The organism is Streptomyces sp. NPDC047886, from assembly GCF_043204435.1.
Taxonomy (GTDB): Bacteria; Actinomycetota; Actinomycetes; order Streptomycetales; family Streptomycetaceae; genus Streptomyces.
In genome coordinates, this window is the sequence record NZ_JBIDCF010000002.1 from 34,332 (window position 1) to 47,427 (window position 13,096).

Genomic DNA, 13,096 nt, shown 5'->3' on the forward strand with positions numbered 1-13,096 from the left:
CCTGCGGGGGGCATGACACCCGCGGGCTCATTGTCGGACCGGCCCCCTACTATGCCTGTTGTCCGTAGGCGCTTGTGTGGCGGGTAGGGTGATCCAGCCGCCAAAGCCCTGGCAGGCCAGGGTGATCGGGACGAATTGGGGGATCTCCATCATGGCTTCCGCGACGCGGTCACGGCCCGCCGCGGCCGCGCCGACCAGGGCGCGGTCCCGGGGCAGGGGCAGGGGGCGGACCTCCTCCGGGACACCGTCGCCGCAGGTCCACCCGGGCGCGGCACCCCGGCTGAAGGGGCGTCCTGGACGCTTCGGCCCGTTCCGATTGCAACAGCTCGTCCTGATCGAGCTCGCGGCGGCGCTGCTGCTCGTGGCGTGGGTCATCGACCCGCTGATGCTGGTCCCGGCCGGTGTGGTGGCCGCGCTGCTGGTGCTGCTGGCGGTCGTGCGCAGGCACCGGCGGTCGCTGCCCGAGTGGCTGTCGACGGTCCTCGCGCTGCGCGCGCGTACCCGTCGGGCCGCGTCGCAGACGGTGCCGGAGGGTACGGAGCCGGGGCTGGCGCCCGTCGTGGAGTGCGACCCCGCCCTGCGGACGTACACCTACAGCGACCGGGACCGGCGGCCGGTCGGCCTGATCGGCGACGGAACGTTTCTGACGGCCGTGCTCCAGGTCGAGTCGAACGCCACCGCGCTGCGCCCGGACCGGTCCGCGCGGCCGCTGCCGCTCGGTCTCGTACGGGACGTGCTGGAGGTCGACGGCATACGGCTGGAGTCGGCGCAGGTCGTGCAGCACACCCAGCCGGCCCCCGCACCGCATCTGCCGCAGCAGTCGGTGGCCGCCCGCAACTACGCCCCGCTGCAGGCGCAGACCGGCTCGCCCGCCGTACGCATCACCTGGATCGCGCTGAAGCTGGATCCCGAACTGTGCCCGGAGGCCGTGGCCGCGCGCGGCGGCGGCCTGGAGGGCGCGCAGAAGTGCGTGCTCCGCGCGGCCGACCAGCTGGCGAGCCGGCTGACCGGTGCCGGGTTCCGGGCGACGGTGCTCACCGAACAGGAACTGACCTCGGCCCTCGCCACGTCGACGTGCGCCAACCCGCTCGCGATAGCGCAGGCCGGGCGGGTGCGGGCGCAGGGGCGGAGGACCCGGGAGACCTCGCGGACCTGGCGCTGCGACGACCGGCGGCACACCACGTACTGGGTGGGCCGCTGGCCGCAGCTCGGCGCGGGCGGCGCGTCGCTGCCGCAGCTGGTCGCGCTGCTGACGTCGATACCGGCCCTCGCCACGACGTTCAGCCTCACCCTCTCCGGCGGCGACCGGCAGGAGGCCACCGTCACCGGGCACGTGCGCATCACGGGGCGGAGCGACGAGGAGCTCGTGGCCGCCCGCCATGAACTGGAGCGCGCGGCACGCGGCGTGAAGACCGGACTGGTCCGGCTCGACCGCGAGCAGCTGCCCGCGATGCTCGCCACTCTGCCGCTCGGGGGTGCCCGCTGATGTCGTCCGTTCACACCCAGCCGCCGGTTCCGGGGACGGTTCCCGGCGGCATGGCACCGGGGGCCGCGGCTCCCTGGACGCCGGGGGCCGCGGCTCCAGGCGTTCCGGGTACGGGAGCGGCTCCCGGCTCGGCACCTCCGGGACCCGCCGGGTCCTCGGGGCCTTCGGGGCCTTCGGGGCCGGTTCCGGCCGCCGGGGGCGGCCGCGGCGGTGCCGGACGCGGCGGTGGACGCGGCGGACGGCCACGGATCGGCTTCGGTCTCATCGGACCGCGCCGCGACCGGCACGCGGTGACGCTGGACCAGCTGGAGTCCCTCGGGCTGCCGGTCGGTGACGACGGCATGGTCATCGGCGTCAACGCCGATGGGCGGCCCGCCGTCCTGGGCGTCAACCGCCCGACCCCGTACGAGATCACGCTCATCGGCGGCCTGTGGACCGCCCAGGTGATGGCGCTGCGCGCGGCCGCGACCGGTGCGCGGGTCGCCGTGGAGACCGGCCGCGCCCCGGTGTGGACCGCGCTCGCGCAGGCGGCGGGCGGCGGGCAGCCGTGCATCACGCTGCACGACGTGGGGCGCGTACCACCGCAGGGAGCGTCGGCGGGCAGTCCGGTGGTCGTCGTCAGGGACTGCGGCATGCGGCCGCCGCGCGGGCGCGTGGTGTCCGGGCCGTGGCAGTCGGTCGTGACGCTGCTGCCGTACCTCAGCCCCGTGGCACCGCGTCTGATGGAGAAGTCGGGACTCGTCGGCGTGCAGCGGGTGTCACCGGACGAAGCAACCCAGATCGGACGCGTCCTGAACCTTTCGCGCCCCGAGACGGACGCCCTGTCCACCCTCGCCGACGGTGTCACGCTCTGGTGCGCCGGCAGCGACCGGCAGTTCGTCATGACGCAGGCCACGGACGCCGAGACCGGATTGTTGGGCAGCGCGCGCCGCATGGACTGAGAGACCCCCCACCCCCCGGGAATCGATGCCCGTATGTACCGATTTCACGGGCCTTGTTCTCACGCTGCGGCGTAGCGGCGTCACTTGGGGGAAGCAGGGGATGTGGGGGAATGTGGGGGACGGCCGATGGTGGACCGACGGGCCTGACGTACGGACACCGTTGGCGATTAGGGTGGAAGGGCGCGGCACGAGCCCGCGCGCAGTGCGCGGCGTCCCAAGGGGGAGAGCCGGGCGGACGGACGACAGGAACGGTCGCCCCCACCCACGACGGCACAAGGGTGCTCGACCACACCAGGAGGCAAAGTGAACGGCGATCGGGACGAGATCCGCGGGGGCTGGAACGCGCCTCCCGTCGACGATCAGTCCGACGCGGATCCCGCCGAGATGACGGGTGAGTTCACCATCGACTACACCCCGCCCGCCTGGTACACGCAGAACGCGGGGGACACCTCCGGCGGCGCGGCACCGGCCGGTGGGGCCTTCCCCGCCCCGGCACCCGCTCCCGCACCCGCGCCCGCCCCGGGCGCCACCACCCCTCCCCCGCCGCCGCATGGCGAGCCCGTCGCGGTACCCGGGCTCCCGCAGGCCGGCGGGTTCGAGCCGAGCTGGACGACGACGCCCACACCGCCCGCGCCCCCGGCCGCCCCGGCTCCGGCTCCGGCTCCGGCTCCGGCTCCGGTCCAGGATCCGGCTCCGGCTCCGGCTCCCGCAGCGCCGGTTCCACCGGCCCCCGCTCCCGCCGCTGTCGACCCGGCGCCCGCTGGTCCCGTCGCGCCCCCGGTCGCCGAGGCGGCCACGGGTGAGGCGCCGCAGCCCTTCGGCGCCGGTGACGTGGAGAGCGGCGCCACGATGCGCTTCTCGCCCGCCGCGCTGAAGCGCGAGATGGCCGAACTCGCCGGCAACGCCGAGCCGACGGAGGAGACCGCCGAGGCGGAGGCCCCGGGCGGTTCCGGCGACGGCGAGCGTGACGTCCAGGACGCCGACAGCCCGTACGGCACGGAGGGTTCGGACAGTACGGACGGTTCCGACGAGGAGCCCGGAGGCGCCGCCGCCGAGAGCACCCCGCCCGCCGACACCAGGACAGACGCGGCCGCCGTCACGGACACCGAGAAGGGGGCCGACGCGGAGACCGAGACCGACACGGGCTCGCAGCCGTCGGCCGATGACGCCGCCGCCCCTGAAACGCCTCAAACCCCTGAAACACCGCAGGACACACCGCCCGGGGCGGTCCAGCCGTGGGCGGTGCAGCCGGGGCCGCAGGGCGCGGAACTCCCGCCGCTGCCGCCCGCGTTCCAGCCGGCCGCGCCGACCGGCGCGCCGCAGTGGCCTGTTCCGGCGCCGAGCGCGGACCAGTCTGCCGCGCCTGCGGTCACGCAGCCGCCTGCCGTACCGGCACCGGCGCCCGCGTGGCCCGTGCCCGCCCCCGCACCGCTGCCCGCGCCCGCGCCACTGCCGCCGCAGGCCCCGCAGGCCCCGCAGGCGGGCGACCCGAACGCGCCCGCGCCGCAGGGCGGTTACGGCTTCCCGCACCCCGGCCAGCAGCCCGCACCCCCGGCCCCGCAGGGCGGTTACGGCTTCCCGCACCCGGGCCAGCAGGGACACCCGGGCCAGCACGGCCAGCCGCAGCTCCCGCAGGCTCCGCATCCGCAGGCTCCGGTACCCAACCAGCCCGCGCCGCAGGGCGGTTACGGGTTCCCGCACCCCGGCCAGCAGCCGACTCCCCCGGCCCCGCAGGTACCCCAGCCCCAGCCCCAGCCCCAGCAGGGCGGCTACGGATTCCCCCCGCCGGGCCCGCAGGGGCAGCCGGGCCAGCCCGGACACCCGGGGCAGCCCGGACAGCCGGTCCAGCCCGGACAGCCGGTCCAGCAGGGCCACCCCGGGCACCCCGGGGCGCAGATGCCGCCCGTGGACCCGCGCACCGGCGCGGCCTGGCCGAACAGCGTGACGCACGACCAGCGCGAGCGTTCCGTCCCGGGCGCCCCCCTCGGCTACACGGCGGCCGTGGAGCTCTCCTCCGACCGCCTCCTGCGCAACAGCAAGCAGAAGCCCAAGAGCAGCCGGACGCCGTCCGGGGCCGCGCGCTTCAAGCTCGGCGGCAAGAAGGAGGAGGCGGAGCGGCAGCGCAAGCTGGAGCTGATCCGTACGCCGGTGCTTTCCTGCTACCGGATCGCGGTCATCTCCCTCAAGGGCGGCGTCGGCAAGACCACGACGACGACCGCGCTGGGCGCGACCCTCGCCACCGAGCGGCAGGACAAGATCCTGGCGATCGACGCCAACCCGGACGCCGGTACGCTCGGCCGCCGCGTGCGGCGCGAGACCGGGGCGACCATCCGTGACCTCGTGCAGGCGATCCCGTACCTCAACTCGTACATGGACATCCGCCGGTTCACGTCCCAGGCGCCCTCCGGCCTGGAGATCATCGCCAACGACGTCGACCCGGCGGTCTCCACGACCTTCAACGACGAGGACTACCGCCGGGCGATCGACGTCCTCGGCAAGCAGTACCCGGTCATCCTGACCGACTCGGGCACGGGTCTGCTGTACAGCGCGATGCGCGGCGTGCTCGACCTCGCCGACCAGCTGATCATCATCTCCACGCCCTCCGTGGACGGCGCGTCCAGCGCGTCGACCACGCTCGACTGGCTCTCCGCACACGGATACGCGGAGCTGGTGCAGCGCTCCATCACGGTCATCTCGGGCGTCCGCGAAACGGGCAAGATGATCAAGGTCGAGGACATCGTGCAGCACTTCGAGACGCGCTGCCGAGGGGTGGTCGTCGTACCGTTCGACGAGCACCTCGCCGCCGGTGCCGAGGTCGACCTCGACATGATGCGCCCGAAGACCCGTGAGGCGTACTTCAACCTCTCCGCGATGGTCGCCGAGGACTTCGTACGGGCCCAGCAGGCGCAGGGACTGTGGACGTCGGACGGCCAGGGCGCCATGCCGCCGCACATGGCACCGCCCATGCCGGGGCACGGCATGCCCCCCGGCCAGCCGATGCCGGGCCAGCCCGTGCCAGGGCACGGCATGCCGCCGGGACAGACCGGGCCGTACCCGCCGCAGCAGATGGCGGGTCAGCCGTACCCGCCGCAGGACTGGCAGCAGCACCCGGGCGCCCCGGCGGCGCCTGGCCAGCCGGATCCGAACGCCCCGGGGCAGTTCCCGCCCCAGGGCTGGCCGCAGCAGGCTCCGCAGCAGCCGCAGCCTCAGCAGCCACCCCAGCTCCCGCCGCCTCCGCAGCAGTAGGGCAGCGGCAGCCAACGCGGCAGGGCCCGCACCGTCCATGGTGCGGGCCCTGTTGCGCTCACCCGGCCGAGCGACGGCCGATCGACCGGGCCCAGAGCACGAGAGGCACCTGCAGCGGCAGCCTGCCGAGCGCGACCGCCCGCGCCGGAGCGGGACGGTGCCGCCAGTCGTAGGCCATCTTCACGTTGGCCGGGAACACCCCGACGAAGAAGAGCGCAGCGGCCTGCGCGCTCCGGCGGCGCGTACGGGAGGTGGCGAGGCCCGCCGCGAGGGCGAGTTCCACCGCACCGCTCGCCCGGGTCCAGGTCCTCGGACTGCCGGGCAGCGCTTCGGGCACGATCGCGTCGAACTGCCGGGGCGCGACGAAATGGGCGATGCCGGCGGTGGCGAGCAGGCCGGCCAGCAGCAGGGACGAGCGGTCGTTCGAAGCCATCTGAGATCCCGGGGGTAGGCGAAACGGCGGCATTACTGGCGAGTAATCATGAGCCAGCGAAGCCACCCCCACAACCCCCGCCACCCACACCCACACCCACACCCACACCCACACCCACACCCACACCCACGACAGCCCCCGAGAGAGCGACACCCCACCCACCGACAGTCCCCGCCCCCCGCCACACCCCACCCACCACCACGCACCACCCACCAACAGTCCCCGACAAGGCGACCACCCCACCGACCCACAGTCCCCGCGAAGGCGACCACCCACCCGCAGTCCCCACGCCCCCCTCACGAGGGCGGCCGTCCCCGGACGCGAAAGAGCCCCCGGTCGGTGCGGACACCGCCGGAGGCCCCTGTCGACGCGTCGTGCGTCGTGCCGCGCCGTGCGCGCCGCCTACTCCTCGCCGTCGTGGGCGTCGTACGCGGCGGTGAGGTCACGGCACTGCTTCACGTCCGTGGCGATCGCCTCCAGCAGCGCCTCGATCGACTCGAACTTCTGCTGGCCGCGCACGTACGCGAGGAAGTCCACCGCCACGTGCAGCCCGTACAGGTCGAGTCCGACGCGGTCGATCGCGTACGCCTCGACCGTCCGCTCGGTGCCGTCGAACTGCGGGTTCGTGCCGACCGAGATGGCGGCCGGCATGCGCTCGCCGTCCGCCGTGAGCCAGCCCGCGTAGACGCCGTCGGCCGGGATCGCGGTGTGCGGCAGGGTCTCCACGTTCGCCGTCGGGTAGCCGAGCTCGCGGCCGCGCTGCGCACCGCGTACGACCACGCCTTCGACGCGGTGTGGGCGGCCGAGGATCTCGCCGGCGCCCTGGACGTCGCCCTCCGCCACCAGGCGGCGGGTCAGCGTGGACGAGAACGGCTGTCCGCCGCCCGCCTCACCCGTCACGTACAGGTCGACGACCTCGACCTCGTAGTCGTACGTGGTACCGAGTTCGGCGAGGAACTCGACGTTCCCGGCGGCCCGGTGACCGAACCGGAAGTTGGGTCCCTCGATGACCGCGCGGGCGTGCAACTTGTCAACCAGGACCTTCACGATGAAGTCGGCGGGCGACAGCTGCGAGAACTCCTGAGTGAAGGGAAGCACGAGTACGGCGTCGACGCCGAGGCCCGCCATCAGCTCCGCACGCCGGTGGTGCGGCGCCAGCAGCGGCGGGTGGCTGCCGGGGCGGACGACCTCGGAGGGGTGCGGGTCGAACGTGACGACGACGGCCGGGACGCCCAGCTCACGGGCGCGCTCCACGGCCCGCCCGATGATCAGCTGGTGTCCTCGGTGCACCCCGTCATAGGAGCCGATGGTGACGACGCTGCGCCCCCAGTCCTGGGGGATGTCCTCCAAGCCACGCCAGCGCTGCACTGTGACCGCTCCTCGCCCGAACCCGTGTACGTCATGACCGATTACGCAGGTCTAAGACTGCCATGCCCACGGCTCTCGGCCCGCACCGGCATCGGCGGAGGCTCGCGTTCCGGCATCGGCACCGGCTGCGCGGCCGTGGGCGACGGCACGGTGAGGGCCACCCTGACCGGACCCGCGATCGACTCGATCGTACGGCGTGCGCTCGGCCCGACGACCGCTGCCCACTCGCCGGGCTCCTCCGCCAGCCATCCCGCGACCAGGGCCGCGAACCCCGGAACCTCCCGGGCGAGCTCGACCAGTCGCCCGTCGAAGCGGGTCGCGCCCTCGGCCGTACGGAGCAGGAGCAGCGCCGAGCGGCGCACCAGCTCCCGGGTACGGGCCTCCGGGCGCCGCGCCGCACCGAGGGCGGCCGCGCGGAGCAGGGCGTCCGGCACGGCCGGGTCACGGCTCTCGCACCCCTCGTACTCCAGCAGTACGTCGAGGAGTTCGGCCCGCAGCGCTCGCGAGGCGGCCGAGCCGGGCGCCGCAAGGACGGGGGCGAGGGCGGAACGCACCTCGACGCGGCCGCTCCGGAGCAGGCCGGCGACGAGCGGGAACAGTACGGCGCGTGCGGCGGTCCCCTGCTCCAGTCGCCGGTCGACATAGGCGGCGGCGTGCACGGCACCCGCCGGGTGCAGGTCGACGTACTCGCGCACCAGCGCGGCGGCGCGGCGGGCCAGCGCGGGCGTGTTCACCGTGGCCAGCGCGCCCAGCAGCTCGGCCGCGCCGCCGTCGTAGCCGGTGGCCGCCCGCCATGGCTCGCGCAGCCGCGCGCGGAAGGCGGCGACAACCGGCTCCGGGTGCGTCGTCATGGCGGCGGCCAGCGCGGTGGCGGGCAGCCCCGGGTCACCCGACCGGAACACGGCCAGCGCCCGCGGCAGGTGGCGGCACCGGGTGTGCGGGTCGCGGACGAGGAGGCCGAGCGCCGGACCGTGCAGGGCGACGTCCCCGGGGCGGGCGAGGAGCGCGAGGGCGGCGAAGCGCAGCAGCTCCCTGTCGGCGTCCTCGGTGACGTACTCGCACACCAGCCGCCCGTACGCGGCCGCCGCGACCCGGCGGCCCGCTCGCGTGTCGTCGTGGGCCCAGCGGTCGACCGCCCGGCACAGCGCGGAGGGCTCGTCCTCGGCGAGGGCGGCGAGCAGCTCGTCGGCACGCGGGTGGGCGGTCGTGACGAGTGCCTCGCACAGATCGTCGACGGCCAGGTCCCGCCGCGCGTACAGCAGGGCCTGCGCGACGCCCGCGACGGTCGGGCGCACGTGGGCACCCGGCGCGGCGGGCAGCGGGCGTTCGTCGCCGAACCAACGGCACAGCAGTGGCTGTACGCCCCGGGGGTCGGCCTCCAGCCGCGCGGCGGCCACGTCGAGGAACCGCCCCTCGGCCCCGCCCGACCCGTACGGTCCGTCGGCGGGTACCAGCCGGCGCAGCAGGTCGAGCCGGTCGTCCTCGCCCAGGCCCAGGGCTTCCCAGAACCAAGGCCCGAACTCCTCGAAGCCGCCGGAGCACGCGGTGATCCGGTCGGCCAGTGTGCGCAGGACGCCCAGGTACGGCCGGGCGTCCCGCACCCGGAGCAGCACCTCCCTGAGCAACCTGGCGGCCCACCACACGGCGTCCTCGATCCGCCCGGCCGGTGAGCCCTCGCCGCCGGACAGCCGGTCCAGCGCATCGGCCAGGGCCTCCAGCCGCCGGGCGAGCGCCTGCGCGCCACGGACGCGCTCCAGCAGCAGCAGCGCCTGCAGCACGGGCCCGATCCGGTGCCTCGGCACCGGCAGGGAACCGGCGTCGTCCCCCGAAGGCTCCTCGTGCCAGCGGTGGACCAGCGCGTACAGGGCGCCGTCCAGATCGAGATGGGCGCCCTGCACCCGGTCGGCGACCTCCTCGTGCGCGAACCGGTAGCCCGTACCCGCGGGAACGAACAGGCCCTCGGTGAGCACGGCCGACGCCCAGCCCGTGGCCCAGGGGAACAGTTCCTCGAACGCCGCACGGTCCAGTTCGCCCTGCCCGGGGCCGAGGCAGCGGCGCGCCGCCTCGTGCACGCGTCCCGCCACGCGGGCGGCGAGCCGCCGCACGGCGGCGGCGTCTGCCGTTCCGGCCGCGATCCGCACCGCGACGCGCAGGCACGACAGGTCGAGGTGGGCGGAGAAGATCTCCTCCCGGCCCGGCCGCCCCGGTGCGTCCGCCGGCAGCGCCTCGCGTACCTCGGCGAGCAGCCGCAGCGCCAGCGGATGGCGGGCGTCGTCGGCCGCGACGGCGAGCCCCGGCAGTCCGTACCGCTCGCGGGCCCGCCGGGCCTCCCGGGCGGACAGGTCGCCCAGCCGCAGCGCGTCCGGCACCCGCGGCGCGGCGCCCTCGCGCGGCCGGTGCACCGTACCGGCCGGATACAGACCGCGCGCCCGCTCCCAGTGTTCCGTACGGCAGCCCACCACGAGTCGTACACCGTGTGCGCGCAGCCAGGCGACGGTCCCGGAGGTCCACTCGGGGAGCCGCTGCGCGAGTGCGGGCGGCATCTCCTCGGGTCCGTCGAGGAGGACGACCAGCGGCCGCCCCGCGCTCGCCGCGATGCGCGCCACCCGGGCGGGCACGGCGCCGAGGCTCTCCCCCGGCGGGACGGGCCGCGGAGGGTCGCCCCCGCAGGCGTCGGCGGATCCGCGGGGCTGCGCGGACCGGGGGCCGAACCCGCCGACGCCGAGGAGGTGAGCCCGGAGGGGCCCGGACCCCCCACCGGGCAGGTCATCCGTACCACCCGCCACTCCCCCACCCGCCACCATCAGCCCACCCGCGACGCTCCCCCCACCCGCAGCCATCCGCCCGCCCGCGACGATCCGCCCGGCCGTGCGCAACGCGCGGCCCGCCGCGTCCGCGAGGGAGAGGTCGTCGGCCCGCAGGTCCGCGCCGCGCAACCACAGCGTGGGCGCCGGTTCGGGACCGCGCGCCCGCCGCGCGGCGAACGCGGCCAGCTCGGTCGTACGTCCCGTACCCGGGTCGCCGACCAGGGCGCACACCAGCGCGTCCGACACGGCGAACCGGGCCAGCTCCCGGTTCACCACGGGTCGCTCGACGGGTTCGGGCCAGGCACGGCCCGCGCCGCCGCCCCGGCCCATCGCTCCGGTGGTCGCCGTCAGGGCCAGCACTCCGGCGACGTTCAGGTCGGGCCCGTACGCGGGCGCGGCGGCCGCGTTGCGCCGCAGCAGCGCGGCCAGCGGCCCTTCGGGATCCCGTACGGCCGCCGCGGCGAGCGGCACGGCGAACCCCGCCGCACGGTGTTCGGCGTGCAGGGCGGTCCCCAGGACGCCGAGCACCGCCCCGGTCGCGGCGTCCAGAACGGGCCCCCCGGCGGCCTCGCCACCCAGCCGCAGCGCCTCCCTGGCGTCCGTCCCCATGGCCAGCTCCAGGGCGTCGCCGAGCAGGTGGAAGCGGTCCGTCGCGGTGTAGGTCACCTGCGACGCGCCCAGGACACGGGCCTCGCGCCAGCCGTCGGCGGGCAGCCGGACGTAGGTACCGGTCGCGATGTCCGTGCGGCCCGCCACGGGCAGGGGTGCGACGCCGAGGCCCTCGGTACGGATGAGTGCCAAGGCGTCGTCGGCCAGCGGAACGATGGCGTCCGCCTCGGCGAGGCACGTACGGTCGCCGGGCGCGTGCAGGACGACCCGCACCAGGCCGTCCACCGCTTCGTGGCTGGTGACGACGGTGCCGAGGTCGTCAGCGACGAAGCCGGTACCGCGTGGGCGGCCCGCCAGATCGCAGATCCGTACCAGCGTTGCCAGGTCCCCGCGTGCCATGGGTTCGACGGTAGGTCCGTGGTGATCACCGGGAGAAGGACGCCGGGGAAAAGCGCCCCCGAGTGCCCCCGCGATTCACTTCGAGCGCCTGCCCAACCGAGTGAATCCAGGGGCGGGCGCGGATAGATCCCGCAGGAGGGGGATCGTGGAGCGCGGCAGACCGCCAACGCGGCGACACGGCGACCCGCCCGCTCCACCCCACACCACCCCACACCACCCCACCGCGACACTGCCCCGCCGCGAAGCCGCGACGGGGCAGTGGGACGTCCTGGGGCGTCAGCCGAAGACCGCGAGGCTCTTGGCCTTGCCGCCCCGCTCCTCGACCAGGGCGAGGAACCGGTTGTCGGGCCCGAAGACGGCGACGGGTGCCGTGTCGTACGCGGGCATGTCGACGCGTACCCCGTTGAGGAGCAGCTTGGCGCGGCGCTCGTCGACGACCCAGCGCGGGAACGCGGCTGCGGCCGCGTCGGCGATGGGCATGACGGTCAGCTCCTCCTGGAGCTGGTCGAGTGTCCGTGCCGCGTCCAGTTTGTACGGTCCGACGCGGGTGCGGCGCAGCGCCGTGAGGTGTCCGCCGACGCCGAGGTCCGCTCCGAGGTCACGGGCGAGGGCGCGGATGTACGTACCGGAGGAGCAGACCACGGAGACGACCAGGTCGACCACGGGAGTGCCGTCCTCGGCAACGGCGTCGCGCATGTCGTACACGGCGAACTGGTCCACCGTGACCGGCCGGGCGGGGATGTCGAACTCCTCGCCGCCGCGCACGCGGGCGTACGACCGCTTGCCGTCGATCTTGATGGCGCTGACCTTGGACGGCACCTGCATGATGTCGCCGGTCAGCTTGGCGACGCCGGCGTCGACGGCTTCACGGGTGACCCGGGAGGCGTCGGTGGACGAGGTGATCTCGCCCTCGGCGTCGTCGGTGATCGTGTTCTGGCCGAGCCGGATGGTGCCCAGGTACTCCTTCTCGGTCAGCGCGAGGTGGCCGAGGAGCTTGGTGGCCTTCTCGACGCCGAGCACGAGGACGCCGGTGGCCATGGGGTCCAGCGTGCCGGCGTGTCCGACGCGCCGGGTGCGGGCGATGCCCCGCATCTTGGCGACGACGTCGTGCGAAGTGAAGCCCGACGGCTTGTCGACGATGACAAGTCCGTCGGGCGTGCGGCTAGCGTTGCTCATCAGGCGCCGGCGCCGTCCTTGTCGTCCCCGCCGCGGGCGCCACCGGAACCGCCGTCGGAACCGCCGTCGGAACCGGCATCGGAACCGACCTCAGAACCACCCTCGGAACCACCGCCGGAACCGACCTCAGAACCACCGCCGGAACCGACCTCGGAACCGACCACGGAACCACCCTCGGAACCGCCCTCCGGACCGTCCTCGGCGTCCTCGTCGCCGGGCTTGCGGTACGGGTCGGCGTCGCCGGCGTACGTCTTGCCCGTGGAGACCTCGCGTACCTCGGCGTCCTTGGCGCGCGCCTGGTGGAGGAGGTCCTCGATGGTGCGCGCGTTGTCGGGCAGGGCGTCGGGCACGAACGTCAGGGTCGGCGTGAAGCGGACCCCGGTCTGCTTGCCGACCTCGGAGCGCAGGATGCCCTTGGCGGACTCCAGTGCGGCCGCGGAGGCGGCCCGCTCCTCGTCGTCGCCGTAAACCGTGTAGAAGACCGTGGCCTCCCGCAGGTCACCGGTGACACGGGCGTCCGTGATGGTCACGAACCCCAGTCGCGGATCCTTGATACGCCGATCCAGGGTCTCCGCGACCACGACCTGGATGCGATCGGCCAGCTTGCGGGCCCGCGCGTTGTCGGCCACCG

The 13,096-nt window shown here is 75.0% G+C and carries 7 protein-coding genes and 1 pseudogene; 3 read left to right on the top strand and 5 right to left on the bottom strand.

Features of this window, described 5'->3' with window-relative positions; translation table 11 throughout:
- The first annotated feature begins 151 nt into the window (after nt 1–151).
- The 3 genes from eccE (at nt 152) to ACGF5U_RS05955 (ending at nt 5,673) form a co-directional block, all read left to right on the top strand.
- Complete coding sequence (eccE, locus tag ACGF5U_RS05945) at nt 152–1,486, top strand: type VII secretion protein EccE (protein WP_392710726.1); 1,335 nt, start codon at nt 152–154, stop codon at nt 1,484–1,486.
- Between the two features lie 50 nt (nt 1,487–1,536).
- A complete protein-coding gene (locus ACGF5U_RS05950; protein WP_392711271.1) occupies nt 1,537–2,427 on the top strand; it encodes a hypothetical protein in 891 nt (296 codons plus the stop codon).
- A 303-nt stretch (nt 2,428–2,730) separates the two neighbouring features.
- Complete coding sequence (locus tag ACGF5U_RS05955; protein ID WP_392710728.1) at nt 2,731–5,673, top strand: SCO5717 family growth-regulating ATPase; 2,943 nt, start codon at nt 2,731–2,733, stop codon at nt 5,671–5,673.
- A 58-nt stretch (nt 5,674–5,731) separates the two neighbouring features.
- Here the strand turns inward: ACGF5U_RS05955 and ACGF5U_RS05960 are convergent, their stop codons facing one another.
- From ACGF5U_RS05960 to rbfA, 5 genes and pseudogenes are all read right to left on the bottom strand, one after another.
- Nucleotides 5,732–6,106 (bottom strand): DoxX family protein, encoded by a 375-nt coding sequence (locus ACGF5U_RS05960; RefSeq protein ID WP_392710729.1) that lies wholly within the window; start codon nt 6,104–6,106, stop codon nt 5,732–5,734.
- A gap of 402 nt (nt 6,107–6,508) precedes the next feature.
- The gene (locus ACGF5U_RS05965) at nt 6,509–7,474 is read right to left on the bottom strand and encodes a bifunctional riboflavin kinase/FAD synthetase (RefSeq protein ID WP_392710730.1); all 966 of its coding nucleotides are present in this window, start codon (nt 7,472–7,474) and stop codon (nt 6,509–6,511) included.
- 41 nt (nt 7,475–7,515) lie between these two features.
- A complete protein-coding gene (locus ACGF5U_RS05970; RefSeq protein ID WP_392710731.1) occupies nt 7,516–11,289 on the bottom strand; it encodes a serine protease in 3,774 nt (1,257 codons plus the stop codon).
- A gap of 276 nt (nt 11,290–11,565) precedes the next feature.
- Entirely contained in the window at nt 11,566–12,465 is a 900-nt protein-coding gene (truB, locus tag ACGF5U_RS05975) for a tRNA pseudouridine(55) synthase TruB (RefSeq protein WP_392710732.1), read from the bottom strand.
- Between the two features lie 170 nt (nt 12,466–12,635).
- Nucleotides 12,636–13,094 (bottom strand): annotated as a pseudogene (gene rbfA / locus ACGF5U_RS05980) (30S ribosome-binding factor RbfA); the annotation flags it as partial.
- Between the last annotated feature and the right edge of the window lie 2 nt (nt 13,095–13,096).